Origin of the sequence: Micromonospora sp. DT233 (assembly GCF_049841815.1) — a bacterium.
Lineage (GTDB): Bacteria > Actinomycetota > Actinomycetes > Mycobacteriales > Micromonosporaceae > Micromonospora.
Genome location: NZ_JBNCLB010000004.1, coordinates 300,461 through 317,727, shown reverse-complemented (window position 1 = coordinate 317,727; position 17,267 = coordinate 300,461). Strand labels below are relative to the sequence as shown.

The window sequence follows — 17,267 nt, the reverse complement described above, 5'->3', positions numbered from 1 at the left end:
ACACGATCCCGACGGGGCGACGAGTCAACTGGCAATAGCCAATCGGATAGTGACCGACCGGCTACTTTCGGCCCTCGTGGGACGTGTCCTGGGGGCCCTGATGGGGCCCTACGAGATCGCCGAACGGCTGGGCGTCTCGCGGCAGCGGTTCCAGCAGCTCACCCGGTACCCCACCTTCCCGAAGCCCTACCAGGAGCTGCGCGGCATGAAGGTGTGGCTGGCCGAGGACGTCGAAGAGTGGATCAAAAAGTACCGCCAGCCACGCCCGACCGAGGACGACACCCCAGCCTGACAACGCAAGGCTGACGCGCTGCCGGCCTGACATGTCGATGAGCTGACGCGGGAGTGGCGGCAGCCGGGGCGGATCAGACCGGGGAGAAAATGACGGGCAAATCAGGACCTGGTCAGGCCGCGGGCCCGTCGCACTTCGGCAGGGCAATGGCCGACTACACCGGCGAGCAGTTCCTGCTTGCCAGCCTCGACTGCTTCTTCGCCACCAGCCCGTTCGACGTGCTCGGCGCGGATGTCCTTCCATCGCGCGTAGTTGCTGCTCATGACTGGCTCCCCTACTCCTCGGCGCGTTCCTTCAGATACGTCTCGTAGAGATATTCCGCCAGGGGGATGGCTCCGGCGTACCTCAGGTTAGCGATCGACGAGCCGTGGATCGTGTCGACGAGCGGACGGCCCCAACCCTGGCCCCACCTCGGCGAGGAGGTCGAGGGCTACGGCACCTCACATGGCCTATCCTCAGCCCTTGTCGTTCCCGCGCCAACGAGACGCTCGCTCGGTGATTCGGCTGGAGAGCCTGCCCGTCACCGAGATGGCCCGGTCGACGGTCTCGTTACTCAGGCGCCTGGCGGTATCGACGCCCTCTCCTCCCGTCTCGAGCGCCTTGTTGGTCACCTCCTTGGCCGCGTCCGCCCATCGCCTCGCCTCCGCTGATTGCGCAGCACGCTCGATTCCGAGCCGTCCTTGAAAGTCGACGATGGCGACCGAGACATGGTTGCTCGACTGCACTACCGCCGGGGCATCGAACGGGTTCATCAGAACCTTCGTGTTCGCTCGACCGGCAGCCACAGCCAACCGAGCCAACAAGCGCTCGGTGCACCGCGAGATGAGCTCCAGCCGGTTCTGACGGGCCGTCTTCAGCCCCAGGCGATGCCCGTCCAACTGACCCGGAGACGCGTCGAGGACCCGGTCGAGTTCAAGCACGGCGACCGCGTCTTGAAGCTGGAAGCAGCGAGCCAGCACGGCAAGCCACTCCCCCGCCTGGGACTCTGCTTCCTTCGCCGCCTTGGCGAGACCACCGATGTCGGTCTTGCGCTCCAGCTTCTCCGCGAGGGCGTCGAGCTGACGCAGCGCGTACGCCTGGGTATCCGCGATGGTCGTCGGCGCGGTCTGCACCTTCGACCACGTGATTTCGTCGACCCGGCCCGTGCTCTCTCGGATGGTCATGGCCTCTTCGATGACGAAGCCCACTCCGATCATCCGGGCCAGCACAGCGTCCTTCTGCGCCCGGAGCACATCGTCGACCTTCTCCTCGATTCGGGCGAGATAGTCGGTGATCTCCTCCATGGCCTGTTGCATGGCAACCTGCGCCATGATCCCCGCAGCACCGGACAGAATCGCCGGGTTGCCGGCAATCGATCCTGGCCCCTTCGCGATCTGCAGCCATGACTGGATCGAGCCGGGCTGCCCCACCATCGCATGACTGACGCCGGGGGTCTTGCTCGGCATCAGCCCGAATTTATGGACCTTCTCTGCGGACTCCTTGGTCAATTGCACCCAGCGGCCCGAGTTGGCGGCAACCTCGGAAGCTGCCTGTGCGATGCCAGATCCGCTGCTAAGGACAGAGCGAAGCCGTGGGAGTCCCGGGTCCTTCGACGGCAGCCCTTCGGAGACGAGGAAGAGTTCGACAGCCGCCGCATCCCCGAGGACCAGCAGCCCATCCCCGTCACTGATCAGTTGCACTGCGTTATCCATTGTCGACTCCTGAAGTCTGGGCACCGAGGGCTTCGGCGATGGCGGCGAACTCGCGTAGCGCCGCCTGTAGGTCCTCGACGATCTCCTGCGCGATGACCTCCGGCGGGAGCAGCGCGTCGGCGTCCTCCAACGAGGCGTCCTTGAGCCAGGTGATGTCCAGGTTCACCTTGTCGCGGGCGATCAGCTCGTCGTACGAGAAGGATTTGAAGCGTTCGGTCTCCACCCGCTCGGAGCGGTCCTTGCCGGGCAGGTAGCAGTCCACGAAGTCCTGGAGGTGGTCGCGGCGCAGCGCGTTCTGTTTGAGCGTGAAGTGCTGGTTGGTGCGGAAGTCGTACACCCAGAGCTTTTCGGTCCACGGCTCCTCGCGGGCGCGCTTGCGCTCGAAGAAAAGCACGTTGGCCTTGACGCCGCCCGCGTAGAAGATGCCCGTGGGTAGGCGCAGCATGGTGTGCAGGTCGTACTGCTTGAGCAGCCGGCGGCGGATGATCTCCCCCGCGCCACCCTCGAAGAGCACGTTGTCGGGCAGGACGACCGCCGCCCGTCCGTCGATCCTCAGCAGCGAGGCGATGTGCTGGACGAAGTTGAGCTGCTTGTTGGCGGTGGTGGCCCAGAAGTCGGCGCGGTTGATCTCGCGTTCCTCGCGATTGCTCTTCCCGCCCTCCCCCACCATCCGGATCGAGGAACTGCGCCCGAACGGCGGGTTGGCCAGCACCAGGCTGACCCGCTGCTCCGGCTCCTTGCCGAGGGCGTCCCGCACACTGATCAGCGACGGGCCGTTGGGGGTGCCGATGCCGTGCAGCAGCATGTTCATCGCCGCCAGGCGCGCGGTGCCGTCGACCAGCTCGGTGCCGGTGATCGCCCCGTTGGCGAGCCGCCGCCGCTGGTCGGGGGTGAGCCCGCTGCCGTGGTGGCGCTGGATATGCTCGAACGCCGCCAGCAGGAAGCCGCCCGTGCCGCAGGCCGGGTCGGTGATCGTGTCGTCGGGGGTGGGCAGCATGCAGTCGACCATGGCGGTGGTCAGGGCGCGCGGGGTGAAGTACTGCCCCGCGCCGGACTTCGCGTCCTCCGCGCCCTTGGCCAACAGCTCCTCGTAGGCGTCACCCTTGACGTCGACCCCAGTGGCCGACCATTCCTGCTTGCCGATCAGGTCCACGATCAGCCGCTTGAGCTTCGCCGGGTCCTGGATCTTGTTCTGCGCCTTGCGGAAGATCGTGCCGAGGGTGCCGCCCTCGCGGGCCAGCCCGGTGAGGATGTGCCGGTACTGCACCTCCAGCGCGTCACCCTCGGAGTCGAGCAGGGTCTGCCAGCTCAGCTCGTCCGGAACGATCTTCTCCGGCCTGAGATTTCGGTTGGCCCGCTCGTGGGCCATCTTGAGGAAGAGCAGGAACGTCAACTGCTCGACGTAGTCGATGGTCGAGACGCCGTCGTCGCGGAGCACGTCGCAGTAGTTCCAGAGCTTCTGCACCAGCCGGCGAGAATCCACGGTGCTCACAGCGGCAAAGCCTCCTGCTGATAGTCGTCGCCGGTCACCCTGGTCGGCGGAGCCGGCAGCTCCTTGGGGGTACGTCGAGAGCGGGCGCGCTGCTTCGGGACGGTGGCCGCCCGCTCGGCCCTGATCCGGGCCAGCAGCTCGGAGGCCGGCTCGTCGTTCGGGTCCTGCGGCACCAGCTGCCCCGCGAATGCCTCAGACAAGAGCGAGGCGCGCAGCGCCGCAGCCCGGCGCTGAGCGATGGTGGTCGCCTCCGTCAGACGGTCGATTCCCCCAAGAAGATCGGAGGTGCGAGCCACGATCTCCCTCTGCTCAGACAGCGGCGGAATTGGGAACTCGACCGCTTTGAAGCGCCCGGCGGAGAGATGTGCGATATTCGTCGTGATCCGCACCTCTCGCGTGAAGCGCCCGGCGTGCATGTGCCGCCGAAACACCAGCAATGCCCACTCCGGGTCAACGCCAGGCCCCGTCCGGAAACGAAGAATACTGTTCGTGAATGCCGCATCCTTGGGGACGCCGCGATAAAGAGCGGGGCGCCCCAGGAGCTCCGGGCTTTGCCCCTCGTTGAGGAGGACATCGCCCTCACGAAGCCTGAACTTTTCGAAGACTGCGGGCGGAAAGTCCATCTCCATGACGTCCGAGGTGTCGATGCGATCCTCGAAGACGTTGGCCACCCGCAGATAGGGCCGCATGTGCGGGCCGTTGTGCCAGTCGGGATGCCGCTGCCGCCCAAGGTCGACTGTTCCGGCATCAGCGACGGTCACCAGCCGCCAGCGGCTACCACCGTCAAGCGGCACCGCCTCGACCAGGACTCTCTTCTTCAACCTGCCAAGTCGCTGCTGCGACAACCGCAACAACTCAGTCCCGGCGTCGAGCAGAGAGAGCTGGCCCTCAAGCGCGGCGACGATGCGGCGCTGCTCCACAAGTGGAGGAAGCGAAAATGGTATCGACTTTAAGCTAGACCCGGAAATTCCTGCTTGACCAGCAGTGGTGCGCGCACTCGATCGAACCAGCGATCGAACCTGCGGAGCCTCGAAGGCATATTGAATGTACCTGGGATCGACGACATCCTGATTGAGTCTGGCCCGAATCAACTTGTCAGGATAGGTCAAATCTCCGAGACAGTCCGGCACCATTGCGCACGCGCCAACGTAATTGATATTGCCGTTGTACCGAGTGAAGAGTAAATCACCTGGAACCAGCAGAGCGTCCGACTTTGACAGCTCATCGCGATCTTTCGCGCTGTAGCGCACGTCATCGAGCCTCAGGGCTCCAGGCCGAACAGCATTGATACGCAGGATTGGCACACCGTTTGGCTCAGCATCAGGTCGAGAGACGAAGATTCCGTTCTTTACTGACTCTGCCACATCTCCAAGGGTGACCTCGGTCCAGCCGACCGGCAGATCGGTCACGCGGAAAGCTCCTGGTTCAGCTCGTCCAGCAGTGGCTCAGCCCGATCTCCGAACGTGTTGGCGTACCCGTCGATGCCGCCGCGTTCCGTGAACGGGGCGCCCTCCAGGTCTTCCGTGGTGATCTCCACGCTGACCGATATCACGTCCTTGATCCTCTCCAGCCACCACACCTGATCGGCTGTGAACGTAGCCCCCGCCTGCCGCTGCGCCAGCAGCCACCCACGGAATCGCTCCTCAACGGACGTCCGATAGGGACGAAGCTCCTGGTCAAGCCCTATTTCGTACCGGATGAGGGCCACCAGGTCGGTCAGCGCGCGCGGGCCGGGCTGCGCGGAGGTCCGTCCGAGCAGGACGTACGCCTCCCAGAGCCGCTCGGTCGTCCATGCCTGCGGCGGGCGGGCGATGCGCGCGGCCAGTTCCTTGATCTGCTCGTAACTGACCCGGCCCTTGCCCTCGTAGTAGACCTGCAACGCGGTGATCTCGTCGCGGTGCTGCTCCAGGTATTCGTGCCAGCTCCGCACGGTCACCCGGGCGCGCTCCTCGGCGGGCACCCCGGCCGCCGAGACAAGCTTGTCGACGTTGACTTCGTCGATGGTGATGTCGTGCGCCCGGCGGATCTGAAGGATGCGTTCGCGCAGCGTCGGGTTCGCGGCGAGCGGGTGCAGCGCGCCGGCCAGCAGATCCCGTACGGCCTTCTGCCCGGCCTGCCGGGCCGGGTTGAGCTGCTCGGGGGCGACGGCGTCGGTCAGGCCGCGCACGATGCCCTTGAGCGGTCGCCCGGCCAGCGTGGCCAGCTCGGCCCGCTCGTCGGGGCTGAGCTGGCGGTCGAGCCGGGCCAGCCGGGCTGCGAGGGTGGCCACCTCGTCGGCGGTGGCGGTGAGCGTGCCGGCCTTGCGCAGCAGGTCGCGCAGCGAGATCTGCTTCTCGGTGTGCCGGTGCAGCGGCACCGCCTCGTCCAGGTCGGCCTCGGTGACGCCGACCGCGTCGACGATGACGAAGCGCTCCTTGACCTCGGCGTCGGGGGTGACGGACTGGAAGTCGGCCGCGTCGATGGTGCGCGCCCCGCGCCCCTTCATCTGCTCGAAGTACGTGGCGCTGCGCACCGGCCGGAGGAAGAAGACGCACTCCAGGGGCTTGACGTCGGTGCCCGTGGCGATCATGTCGACGGTCACCGCGATGCGCAGCTCGGGGCTGTTGCGGAACGCCTGGATCAGCGCGTCGGGGTTGTCGCCGTCCCGGCGCGACGAATAGGTGATCTTCTTGGCGAAGTCGTTGCCACGGCCGAAGACGGTGCGGACCATCGCCACGATCTCCTCGGCGTGGTTGTCGTCGCAGGCGAAGATCAGCGTCTTGGGCACGGTGCTGCGGCCGGGGAAGATCTCGGTGAACAGCCGGTCGCGGAAGGTCTCCAGCACCAACTTGAGCTGCCCCTTGGAGATCACCGACCGGCCGACCTGGCTGCCGCCGTACGTGAAGTCGTCCTCCAGCTCCTGGTAGCGCTCGGCGCGGGTGCGGCGGTCGCGCAGCGGCACGACGGTCCGGGCATCGATCTTCGCCCCGGACGCGGTGATCTCCGTCTTGATCCGGTACACGTCGAAGTCGACGTTGACGCCGTCGGCGACCGCCTCCTCGTAGGTGTACTGCGAGACGATGTTCTGGCCGAAGAAGCCGAGGGTCTGGTTGACCGGCGTCGCGGTCAGCCCCACCACGAACGCGTCGAAGTACTCGATGACGGCCCGCCACTTGCCGTAGATCGACCGGTGACACTCGTCGACCACGATCAGGTCGAACGTCTCCGGCGGGAGCTGCGGGCTGTAGCCGACCTCGGCCGGCTCGTCGAGGTCGTAGCTGTCGTACGCCGGGTCGTCGGCGTCCGCGTCGGGCAGCTCCGCGCCGCGCAGCGCCCCGTAGAGCCGCTGGATCGTGGAGATCACCACGTTCGACGAGTCGAGCATGGCGGCCCCGGTGAGCCGGTCGACGGCGTACAGCTCGGTGAACTTCCGCCCGTCGTCCGGGGTCTGGTAGCCGGCGTACTCGCGCAGGGTCTGCTTGCCGAGGTTGTTGCGGTCGACCAGGAAGAGGATGCGGCGGGCGCGGGCGTGCTTGAGCAGCCGGTAGCTCGCCGTCACCGCCGTGAAGGTCTTCCCCGCGCCCGTGGCCATCTGGATCAGCCCCCGGGGCAGGTCCTTGGCCAGCGACGCCTCCAGCCCTTCCACCGCCTCGATCTGCGCCGGGCGCAGGCCGTCGTGCTCCAGCGCCGGCATCCGGCGCAGCCGCGCCCGCAAAGTGGGCGCGGCCGGGTCGTCGTCGGCCTCCCGCATCCACCGCGCCAGCGTCTCCGGCCGGTGAATAGCAAAGATCTCCCGAGTACGCGGGACGGGGTCGAGCCCGTTGACGAACGTGGTCTCGGTGCCGGTGGCGACGTACCCGAAGGGCAGGGCGGTGTCGTCGTACCGCCACGCGCTGAGCCGCTGCTCGGCGGTCAGGCCGGCGCGGTACCGGTCGAGCTGCGCCTCCACGCCGCGCGGGGCGGTGCCCTCCCGCTTGGCCTCGACCACGCCGACCAGGCGCTGGTCGACGTAGAGCAGGTAGTCGGCCCGGCCCGTCGCCAGGGTCACTTCGCGCACGGCGACGCCCGTGGCCGCGTACAGGTTGAGCTGGTGTTGGTTCTGCACCGACCAGCCGGCGGCGGCGAGCTGGCGGTCGATCTGAACGCGGGTCTGCGCCTCGTTCAGCGGCTCGTGGGAGGCCCGCCGGGCGCGGGTGATGAAGTCCTCCCGCCGCGCTGCGGAGACCCGCGCCGGCTTGGCGCTGTCGAAGGCCCGCTGCGCCGCCTTGGCGGCCGGTGCCAGGCTGACCACCAGCGCGGCAGCATCCGCCCGGCGGGCGTCGGCGACCCGCACCGCCGCCTCGGCGGCCAGCGCCGCGTCGGCCTCGGCCTGCGCCAGCGACGCCTTCCCCTCCAGCAGCAGCTTGGCCTCGGCCAGCTCCCGCTTGTAACGCTCGATCTCCGCCTGGAGGCCGGCCGCGATCGAGGCGGGCACCTGGGTCGGCGGCGGCGTCGGGGGCACGAACCCGATCGGCGTCCGGTCACCGGTGAGCGCGCGGTGGAACCACAGCCCCAACTCGAAGCACGTACGCAGCAGCTCCAGCGCCTCGCGCAGCTCGCTGAGGTGCCCGTGCACCGCCTCGTTGCCGACGTTGCGCAGCCGCTCGAAGGCGGCGTGGACGCGCGGCAGGAGGACGCCGGCGGCGTTGAGCGCCTGCACCTGGTGCACGAACTTGGTGCTCTGCGCCTTCGTCGCGGTGCGCCGGATCAGGTCCCCGGCCAGCACCTCGCCGAAGCTGCGGGTCTTGACCATCGCGGCCTGCGCGTCGACGTAGAGCAGCGCTTCCGCGCCCGCGCCGTACCAGACCAGCAGCGGGTAATCCTGGAGGAACCCGAAGTTGGCGGACTGCTCCGCCAGGCGGCGCACTTTGCGAGGTTCCACGACTCTCCACGTCCATACTCGACGGTGAACACGTCAGGGTATGAAGGGAGAGCCGCGTTCGTCGACCGCCGGCCTATCGGCTTTCCGACACCACTCAGGCCGAGCGGGTCACCTGCGCGACCACGGCCAGCAGCTCGGACTCCGGCACCAGCTCCGGGTCGGCCAGCACGTCCACCGCCACGCCCGGCTCGACCAGCCGGAACGCCTCGCCGTCGCCGGCCAGGCCGGTGACCTCGCCGACGCGGAACTCGGTGGGCCGCCACCCTTCGGGGTCGCGCTCGTGATAGCCGGCGAGGAATTCGCGCAGGTCGTCGAGGCTGCCCAGCCCGCCGCCGCGCAGGACGTGCACCCGCAGGTCGACGCGGTGGCCGTCCTCGACCCGCCGCTCCCACACCCGCGTGGAGAAGGTCACGTCCTCCCACTCGCTGGCGAAGTCCGACACCTCGGCACCGATCCCCGCCGGCACGTACCCGATCGTGAACCCGTCCAACTCCCCGCCCACGGTCACCTCTCCCTCACCGCCCCGATCCTCAACGTCTCTTGTCTACAAGGGACATTAGACGTCGACAGCCTCGACGGGCACCTGTTTTGATCGACTTCGTGTGCGGCATGTGGGGGTTTCCGGGCGGGGTCGAGGCGCGATGTGCCGCATCTCGTGTGGATCAAGCCAGCCCTCCGCCGGGTGCCGCGGCTGGTGGGGGTGGCAGGAGGGCCAGGAGGTGGTGGACCGTCGGGTTGGTGCCGTCACGCCGCCACGCCAGCCGCACGTCCACCGTGGGCACCGGGGCGGTGAACTGGCGCAGCCGTACCCCCGGCACCTTCAACGCCCGCGCGCGGCCGGCCGGCACCGCCGCGATCACGTCGCCCTGCGCGACCGCGCGGAGCAGTTGCTCGTCGTCGGGTTCGTGCCGCACCCGGCGGAAGCCGCCGTGCGGCCAGACCTGGGCGATGGTCCGGTCGTACATGCCGGGGCCGTTCTCGCGCGGCCACATCACGGCGGGCAGGTCCACCACCTCGGCCCGGCTGATCCGGCGTCGCCCGGCGGCCAGCGGATGCCCCGCCGGCACGGCCAGCAGCAGCTCCTCGATGTCGACCAGCCGACAGGACAGCGCCTCGTCCAGCACCGGGGTGCGGACGAAGGCCGCGTCGAGCCGGCCGGCCAGCAGGCCCGCGACGTTCGGGGCGGTCCAGGCGGTCTCGACGACCAGCTCCACGTCGGGGTGCGCGGCCCGGAACCGGGCCACCAGGTCGTCGACCCGGCCGCCCCGGGCCGAGCGGGTGTACGCCAGGCGGAGCCGGCCGCCCGGCTCGCCGGCCAGGGCCCGGATGCGGGAGGTGCCGGCGCCGACCTCGGCCAGCAGCCGGGTGGCCTCGGCGGCGACCCGCTGCCCCGCCTCGGTCAGCGTGCAGCCCCGGCTGGTGCGGTGCACGAGCACCGCGCCGAGCTGGCGTTCCAGGGCCCGGATCTGCTGACTGAGCGCCGGCTGGGCGATGTGCAGACGGACGGCGGCCCGGGTGAAGTGCAGCTCCTCGGCGAAGACCGCGAAGTACCGCAACCGGCGCAGGTCCCACCAGGAGTCTCGCTCGGGCATGGCCCATCATAAGCCCCGCTTATGGTCGCCTGCCGGTTCCGTCTTGGACGCCGAGCGCCGCCACCAGCGACGATCCGTAGCCAGGGCAGATCGCAGCACCGCCCGCGACGCCGGACGGCCCGGGGCGCGGCGAAGAGTTCCGAGCACGACGGAGAGGAGCGGACGATGACGCACACGAGGGACGTGCTGGTGATCGGCGGCGGGGTGATCGGGCTGACCACCGCGATCACCTTGCAGCAGCGGGGCGCGCGGGTGACGGTGTGGGCGGCGGACGACCCGGACGAGATCGTCTCGACGGTGGCCGCCGCGGTCTGGTACCCGAGCCACACCGACTCCGACCCCCGGGTGCTGCGCTGGGCCCGCGACACCCACGCGGAGCTGCTCCGCCAGGCGGGCGAGGGCGTGCCGGGGGTGGTGGCCCGGCCGACCCGGATGCTGCTGCGCCACCGCTACGCCGGCCCGCCGTGGTGGGGCGACGCCACCGGGGACCTGGTGGCCGAGCCGGCCGCCGCGCCGTACACGACGGTGCTGCGGTTCACCGCGCCGACGGTGGAGATGGTCCCGTACCTGGCCTGGCTGCGCCGGCGCGTCGAGGACGGCGGCGGGCGGGTGCTGCGCCGCCGGGCGCGGCGGCTGACCGAGGGCTTCGACGCCGCGCCGACGGTGGTCAACGCGACCGGGCTGGCCGCCGGCTGGCTCGCCGCCGACCCGGCGGTGTACCCGGCGCGCGGGCACGTGCTGCTGGTGGCGAACCCGGGGCTGACCACGTCGGTGCGCGACGAGGACGACCCGGCGGGCATCACCTACGTGCACCCCCGCCGGCACGACGTGGTGCTCGGCGGCACGTTCCAGCCGAACGTCTGGGACACCCGCCCCGACCCGCAGACGGCCGCGGCGATCCGGCGGCGCTGCGTGGCGCTGGTGCCGGAGCTGGCCGACGCGCCGCTGCTCGGCGAGCGGGTCGGGCTGCGGCCGGCCCGGCACGGCGGGCCCCGCGTCGAGGTGGCGCCGGTCGAGGCGGGCGGCGGCCGGCTGGTGCACGCGTACGGCCACGGCGGTGCCGGGGTCACCCTCTCCTGGGGCTGCGCCGCCGAGATCGCCCGCCTCGCCCTGGGCGACTGACCGACGGGTGGACGGGTGTCAGGGGGCGAGGCGGGAGAGCAGCAGGTACCCGCACTGGGCCAGCGGCACCAGCAGCACGCAGATGACGAAGCCGAGCGGGACGAACCGGGGTGGCGGCCCCTCCGCGCCGAGCGCCGGCCGCCCCCACCGGCCCAGCACCAGGTACCCGGCGACGAAGCAGAGCACCGGCAGCCCGGCGCAGCTCGCGGCGTAGAGGGCGCCGGCGCCGAGCACCAGGCCACCGGCGTTGAGCAGGACCAGCGCCAGCAGGATCCCGGCGGCGGCGCTGCCGGCGTACACGGCCACCGCCCGCGACATCGGCGACCAGGTCGGCAGCAGCGTCGGGTACCGGGCGACGGCCTCGGTGACCCCGACCAGCCGGTCGGCCTCGTCGGCGAGCCGCCGGGCCTCGGCCAGCTCGGCGGCCGGATCGCCACCCCCGGCGCGGGGCGCGGGCACCCCGGCCGCCGTCGGCAGCGCCACCAGCGCCCCGCTCACCGCCCCGCCGGGATACGCCCCGACCCCTGCCCGCCCCGGCGCGGCGGCTGCGCCGCCGGGCAACACCGTCCCCGCCTCGGTGGCCGGTCCGGGCCCGGATGGGGGGGCGGTGGGGCCGGGGTCGGCGGGCGGGGGCAGGCCCAGGGCCCGGCCGAGCTGGTCGAGGCGGTGGCCCTGCCCGGCGAGGCGCTGGGCGAGCTGGTCGGCCGAGGCGTGCAGGGCGCGGCGGCGCGCGGTCTCGGCGGCGGCGTCCTGGTCGGTCTCGCGGCGCTGGTCGGCGAGGTGCCGGGCCAGCGCGGCGTACTCGGAGAAGGTGGACACCGCTCAGTCCTCCGCGTCGTGCTCGTACCCGGCCCGCGTGAACGGCACGATCAGCCGGACGCGCTGGTCGTGCCGGTCCACCAGCAGCGCCCGGTCGGCGCGCGGGCTGTGGCTCAGGTCGTGCTCGCCCAGGTACAGCCCCAGCTCCGCGCCGGGGACGTTCAGCGCGACGAGGCAGGCGACGTCGTCGCGGTGGTGCGACCCGCCGAGGTCGTCGGCGAGCCGGCGCAGCCCACGCCACCAGCCGAGCAGGTGCACCCCGTGGCCGGGGCCCTCGCGCAGCAGGGTGCGCAGGTCGTCCAGGCCGGAGCGGAACGTGGTCGGATCGGTGCCGGCGAGCCCGGCCGACGCGGCGTCCGCCCCGAAGAGCACCAGGTAGGTCCGGCCTTCGCCGGGCGCGGCGGCGGCGAGGGTGGCGATCCGGGCGCGCAGGGCGGCCTGGTCGAGGCGCTCCACCGGGTGGCCGTCGGCGGCCAGCGCGGCGGCGGTGTCGTCGGCGGCCGGCGCGGCGGCGGCGACCAGCGGGGCCAGCAGGAAGCGGGCCGCGCCGGGGAGGTGCTGGCGGGCGAGGCTGAGCACGGCGGCACGCAGCACCTCCGCGCCGGCGGTGTCGGTGCCGACGACGGCGAGGTGCCGCCCCGGGGTGGCGTCCAGGGTGAACCGGGCGGTGCTGCCGGCCACGTCGACCGTCCGGCCCACCAGGACGACCGGGGGCCCGGCACCGGGGCGCAGGGCGGCGAAGGTGGCGTCGTCGGCCAGCCGCGCCGGCTCGTACCCCCGGAACACCACCGGCGGGCGGTCGTCGGGGCGGCGGTCCCGCCACAGCTCGTGGCGCAGCCGGGCGAGGTCGTCGCGGGCGGCGTACGCGTCGGGGAAGCGGATCACCGTGTCCGCGCCGGGCGCCCCGGCGGCGGTGTTCAGCACGGCCGCGCCGATCGGCAGCGCGTTGGCGGCGGGGTTGAGCGGGTCAAGGGCACCCCCGCCGCCAGGCAGCGCCACCCGCAACGGGAACTGCCCGAAGATCGCCTCGGCCCGACCGTAGAGCGACTCGATGCCGGCGGTGGCCTGGCTGGCCAGCACCAGGTGCACCCCGTACGAGCGGCCCTTGCGGGCCAGCTCCTCCAACAGGTCGACGGCCTCCCGGGCCACCGCGTCGGTGCCGGCGAGCAGCACCTGGAACTCGTCGACGACCGCCACGATCCGGGGCACGGCGGCCTCCGGCGGCAGGTCGGCCAGCTTGGTGACACCGTGCCGCTTGAGCACGGTGGCCCGCCGGTTGAGCTCCCGACGCAGCTCACGCAGCACGGCGAGGCCGTACTCCCGGTCGGACTCGATGCCGACCGCGCGGGCGTGCGGCAGCCACGACGGGTCGCGTTCGGTGGGCACGAACTCGGTGAAGCTGACGCCCTCCTTGAAGTCGAGCAGCCAGAGCTGCAACTGCGCCGGGGAGTACCGGGCGGCCAGCCCGTAGAGGGCGTCGAGGAGGAAGACGGTCTTGCCGGCCCCGGTGCGCCCGGCGACCAGCCAGTGCGGGGTGGCGTCGTCGAAGGCGACGGTGACGGGCTGCCGCCCGGCCCGGCCGACGACCGTGGCGAGCCCGGCGGCGCTGGACTCCGCCCAGCGGCGGGCCGGCAGCAGCTCGGCGAAGGTGGGCGGGACGTCACGGCGCGCGGCCGGGCCGAGGTGCCCGGCGAGGGCGGCCACGGTGGCTGGCGGCAGGTCGCCGTCGAGCACGACGGGGGCGGCCAGCCCGGAGCCGTCGGCGCTGAACGGGTGGCCGGGCGGGTCGCCGACGTGGGCGTACCGGTGCTGTAGCCGCAGCGCGGTCGCCGCGCCCAGCCGCGGCGCGTCGGGCGCGGTCGCCGGGGTCGCCGGCGGGTGGCCGGCGAGCAGGACGCAGATCGCGGCGGACGGGCCGGCGTGGGTGAGCGCGGCGAGCCGGGCCAGCTCCCGGGGCGCGGGCGCCGCGGCGGCGACCAGCACCAGCAGCTCCCGGTCGGCGCCGGTGGCCTGCTGCGCCGTGCGGGCGTGCCGCTCGGCGGCGTCCAGCAGCGCGGTGACCTCGGCGGCGGTGGTGGCGGTCGGGGCCAGCACCCCGGCGTCGAGCAGCGGGCGCAGCGGCAGGAAGGTCGCCCCGAAGGCCACCGTGTCGATGCCGGCGACCCGGACCGTGCCGGGCGGGGCGGTGGCCAGCAGCCGCAGCACCAACGCCCGCAGCAGCTCGCCGACGCGCAGGTCGCGGGCGTCGGCGTCGATGGTGAGGTGGCAGCCGCCGCCGAGCGGCACGAGCACCGGGAACCGGCCGTCGAGGGTGCGCGCCTCGCCGACGCGTACCCCGGCGGGGGTGTCGGTCAGCGGGGTCGCCCCGGGGGTGGGGGTGGCGAGCCGCCCGCCGAGGCGGGCCAGCCGGGCGACGACCTCGGCGGGGCCGGCCACGGCCGGCGGCGGTGCGCCGAGGGCCTGCCGGGCCCGGTCGAGCCGGTCGCGGGCCTGCCGGTGGGCGGTGACCGCCTGGGTGTACGCCGCCGAGAGCCTGCCCACCCTGTGCCCCCCACGCGCCGGCCGTCCGATCCAGCGAACCCTAACGGACGCGCGCCCGCAACGGACAGTCCCGCAGCCCCGGGGCGGTCACCGCGTCCGCGCGGCGGACCCGCCGACCCGCGCGGCGGCCTTCCGGGCAGATCACACGCGACACAATGTGATTCACAATCTTCGATTACTGTGTGGTGCGTACACCCGATGGAGGGAGTCCACCTCGTGCGACGCGCTCTCACGGCGGCCCTCGCCGCCCTGACCGTCACCACCGCCGGCGCGGCCGTGGCCGCCGCCCCCGGGCAGGCCGCCACCCGGCCCGGCTGGGGCCGCCCGGCCGCCGCCGCGCCGACGCCCGGCAGCCCCGGCGCGGGCGACAGCTACTTCCCCGACTACGGCAACGGCGGCTACGACGTCGACCACTACGACGTCCGGCTGCGCTACGAACCGGCCAGCGACCAGCTCGCCGGCACCGCCACGATCCTGGCCCGAGCCACCCAGGACCTGTCCCGGTTCAACCTGGACTTCGTGCTGGGCGTGCAGTCCGTGCGGGTCAACGGCTGGGCCGCCCAGTTCGCCCGCGAGGGCGTGCACGAACTCGCGATCACCGCGCCCCGTCCGATCGTCAAGGGCCAGTCGCTGACCATCGTCGTCACCTACTCCGGGGTGCCGTCGACGACCCGCGTCAACGGCTACACCGCCTGGAAGCGCACGGCCGACGGCGGGATGGCCGTCAACGAGCCCGAGTCGGCGTGGTGGTGGTACCCGAGCAACGACCACCCCAGCGACAAGGCCACCTGGGACGTCTCGGTCTCCGTGCCGACCGGCGTCGAGGTGGTCAGCAACGGCGTCCAGCCCCGCCCGCCGGTGGTCGAGGCCGGCAACCGGACCCGGTGGAGCTGGCGCAGCACCAGCCCCGGCGCGACGTACGAGTCGTTCCTGGTCGTCGGCCAGTACGACATCGTCACCGACACCGCCCCCAACGGGCAGCCGGTGGTCAACGCGTACAGCACCACGCTGGGCGAGCTCGGGCCGGCGGCGCGGGCCAGCATCGAGCGGACCGCCGAGGTCAACGAGTGGGCGAGCGGGCTCTTCGGGCCGTACCCGTTCGAGGCCCAGGGCGGCGTCGTGGGCCCGCTCGACGGCATCAGCTTCGCCCTGGAGACCCAGACCCGCCCGGTGTACGGCTCGAGGTTCTTCCGGTCCGGCTCGAACACCTACGTGGTCGTCCACGAGAACGCCCACCAGTGGTTCGGCGCCTCGGTCTCGGTCGCCGACTGGCGACACATCTGGCTCAACGAGGGCTTCGCCTCGTACGCCGAGTGGCTCTGGTCGGAGGCCCAGGGCGAGGGCACCGCGCAGGAGCTGTTCGACTTCACCTACGCCAGCTACCCGGCCGACGACGAGTTCTGGCAGGTTCGCCCCGGCGACCCCGGCGCGGACGACATCTTCGCCGGGGCGGTCTACGACCGGGGCGCGATGGCCCTGCACCAGCTCCGGCTGGCCGTCGGCGACGAGGCGTTCTTCCGGACCCTGCGCCAGTGGACCGCCGCCCACCGACACGGCAACGGCACGACCGCGCAGTTCCAGGCCCTCGCCGAGCGCGTCTCCGGCCAGGAACTCGACACCCTCTTCACCACCTGGCTCCTCACCACGGGCCGCCCGGAGCTGCCCGCCGCCCCCGCCGGAGCCGCCGCCCCCACCACCCCCGCCGGAGCCGCCGGCACCCCGGCCGGCACCGCGCCGGCCCAGCCGAAGTCGTGGACGAAGATCCGCGACGCGCACCAGCTCCTCCCCCGCTGACCGTCCCACTCCTGCGGCCGTCGGCTCGACGCAAGGAACCATCGGCGCGGGTGCCCTCCTCCGGGGGAGGCACCCGCGCCACCGCGCCGGGCGGGCGTGCCGACCGCGTCGCCGGACACGCATGGGCAGCGCGGACGTGACCCAGCGACCTAGACCGTCGGGCAGCGGAGGTAGGTCGGTCGCGGACACTATGGAGCTGATGTCGTCAACGAATCACCCCGTCACCTGCGCCTCCTCCGAAACCACGGGACAGGCCGGTCCCCCGCCTCCGCAGAACCCGAACCCGAACCCGAACCAGAGCGGTCGCCCCCGGCACCGCCACCACCCGGGGCGCGGGCGAGCTGGAGACGATCGTCGCGGTGGGCGACCGGGGGCGGGGCGTCCTCCCGCCGTGCGGCCGGTGCCGGCAGGTGCTGCTGGACTACTTCCCGTCGATCCGGGTGATCGTCGGCCCGCCGGACGCCCTGCGCGTGACGCGGATCGCCGACCCCCTCCCCGACACCTACGTCTGGGCCGACCACCAATCCCCCACCCCCACCGTGCCCGCCCCCACTCCCACCGCGCCCGCCCCCGTCGTGCCCGCCCCCGCCCCTAACCACTCTTGCGTCGGTCAAGATCCGAACATTTTCAGGGAAAATGCTGCCTGGAGGGCTGGTTGACCCAGCATTTTCAGGGAAAATGTTCGGATCTTGGCCGACGCAAGGGTTGTTCGGATCTTGGCCGACGCGCGGGTGATGTGGCGCGTATCCAGTCCAGTCAAAATTGGGCATAGCGCCGGAAGTCAGGGAAGGCAGGCTGGCGCCGCCATCCCGCGAATCGAAGCAGTGCCAGCCCGAGCAGAGCGCCGTTGGCTGAGTCATTGACGACATCAGCTCCATAGCGCTCGCAGAGACATCACTGGCACCCGTGCGAACAGGGCGACAGGGCGCACAGGGCGAACGGGCGGGGGGGGGGGGGGGGGGCGCCGGCCCCCCCCCCCCCCCCCCCCCCCCCCCCCCACCCCCCCCCCCCCCCCCCCCCCCCA

General features: G+C 72.0%; 11 protein-coding genes and 2 pseudogenes. 3 read left to right on the top strand and 10 right to left on the bottom strand.

The annotated features are described in order from the left end of the window. The first annotated feature begins 76 nt into the window (after positions 1 to 76). Complete coding sequence (locus tag ACLQ2V_RS12540; protein ID WP_425718599.1) at positions 77 to 292, top strand: helix-turn-helix transcriptional regulator; 216 nt, start codon at positions 77 to 79, stop codon at positions 290 to 292. Between the two features lie 107 nt (positions 293 to 399). On the opposite strand, the pseudogene ACLQ2V_RS12535 reads toward ACLQ2V_RS12540, so the two are convergent. The 8 genes and pseudogenes from ACLQ2V_RS12535 to ACLQ2V_RS12500 form a co-directional block, all read right to left on the bottom strand. Next, a pseudogene (locus ACLQ2V_RS12535) lies at positions 400 to 555 on the bottom strand (helix-turn-helix domain-containing protein); the annotation flags it as partial. Between the two features lie 11 nt (positions 556 to 566). Further along, a pseudogene (locus tag ACLQ2V_RS12530) lies at positions 567 to 723 on the bottom strand (type II toxin-antitoxin system RelE/ParE family toxin); the annotation flags it as partial. A 24-nt stretch (positions 724 to 747) separates the two neighbouring features. Further along, the gene (locus ACLQ2V_RS12525) at positions 748 to 1,971 is read right to left on the bottom strand and encodes a hypothetical protein (RefSeq protein ID WP_425718598.1); all 1,224 of its coding nucleotides are present in this window, start codon (positions 1,969 to 1,971) and stop codon (positions 748 to 750) included. A gap of 4 nt (positions 1,972 to 1,975) precedes the next feature. Then, positions 1,976 to 3,475 carry a type I restriction-modification system subunit M gene (locus ACLQ2V_RS12520; protein ID WP_425718597.1) on the bottom strand — a complete coding sequence of 500 codons (1,500 nt, stop codon included), beginning with the start codon at positions 3,473 to 3,475 and terminating at the stop codon, positions 1,976 to 1,978. Beyond that, a complete protein-coding gene (locus tag ACLQ2V_RS12515) occupies positions 3,472 to 4,884 on the bottom strand; it encodes a restriction endonuclease subunit S (protein WP_425718596.1) in 1,413 nt (470 codons plus the stop codon). Before ACLQ2V_RS12515 ends, ACLQ2V_RS12520 begins: the two co-directional genes overlap by 4 nt. After that, the gene (locus ACLQ2V_RS12510) at positions 4,881 to 8,375 is read right to left on the bottom strand and encodes a DEAD/DEAH box helicase family protein (protein ID WP_425718595.1); all 3,495 of its coding nucleotides are present in this window, start codon (positions 8,373 to 8,375) and stop codon (positions 4,881 to 4,883) included. Before ACLQ2V_RS12510 ends, ACLQ2V_RS12515 begins: the two co-directional genes overlap by 4 nt. A gap of 94 nt (positions 8,376 to 8,469) precedes the next feature. Beyond that, complete coding sequence (locus tag ACLQ2V_RS12505) at positions 8,470 to 8,877, bottom strand: hypothetical protein (protein ID WP_425718594.1); 408 nt, start codon at positions 8,875 to 8,877, stop codon at positions 8,470 to 8,472. 160 nt (positions 8,878 to 9,037) lie between these two features. Continuing rightward, on the bottom strand, positions 9,038 to 9,967 hold the full coding sequence (locus ACLQ2V_RS12500) for a LysR family transcriptional regulator (RefSeq protein ID WP_425718593.1): 930 nt from the start codon (positions 9,965 to 9,967) through the stop codon (positions 9,038 to 9,040). A gap of 165 nt (positions 9,968 to 10,132) precedes the next feature. Between ACLQ2V_RS12500 and ACLQ2V_RS12495 the strand changes: the two genes are divergently transcribed. Further along, complete coding sequence (locus ACLQ2V_RS12495; protein ID WP_425718592.1) at positions 10,133 to 11,089, top strand: FAD-dependent oxidoreductase; 957 nt, start codon at positions 10,133 to 10,135, stop codon at positions 11,087 to 11,089. 18 nt (positions 11,090 to 11,107) lie between these two features. On the opposite strand, the gene ACLQ2V_RS12490 is transcribed toward ACLQ2V_RS12495, so the two are convergent. Next, positions 11,108 to 11,908 (bottom strand): hypothetical protein, encoded by an 801-nt coding sequence (locus tag ACLQ2V_RS12490; protein ID WP_425718591.1) that lies wholly within the window; start codon positions 11,906 to 11,908, stop codon positions 11,108 to 11,110. Positions 11,909 to 11,911: 3 nt separating this feature from the next. Continuing rightward, positions 11,912 to 14,449 (bottom strand): FtsK/SpoIIIE domain-containing protein, encoded by a 2,538-nt coding sequence (locus ACLQ2V_RS12485; protein WP_425718590.1) that lies wholly within the window; start codon positions 14,447 to 14,449, stop codon positions 11,912 to 11,914. Positions 14,450 to 14,665: 216 nt separating this feature from the next. Here ACLQ2V_RS12485 and ACLQ2V_RS12480 point away from each other — a divergent pair, with 216 nt between their 5' ends. Beyond that, positions 14,666 to 16,243, top strand: a complete 1,578-nt coding sequence (locus ACLQ2V_RS12480; protein WP_425718589.1) for a M1 family metallopeptidase — start codon at positions 14,666 to 14,668, stop codon at positions 16,241 to 16,243. Positions 16,244 to 17,267: the final 1,024 nt, after the last annotated feature.

Excerpts from the sequence above, each read along its gene's own strand:
- ACLQ2V_RS12500 (WP_425718593.1), bottom strand. The coding sequence starts at position 9,967 with ATGCCCGAGCGAGACTCCTGGTGGGACCTGCGCCGGTTGCGGTACTTC.
- ACLQ2V_RS12495 (WP_425718592.1), top strand. The coding sequence starts at position 10,133 with ATGACGCACACGAGGGACGTGCTGGTGATCGGCGGCGGGGTGATCGGG.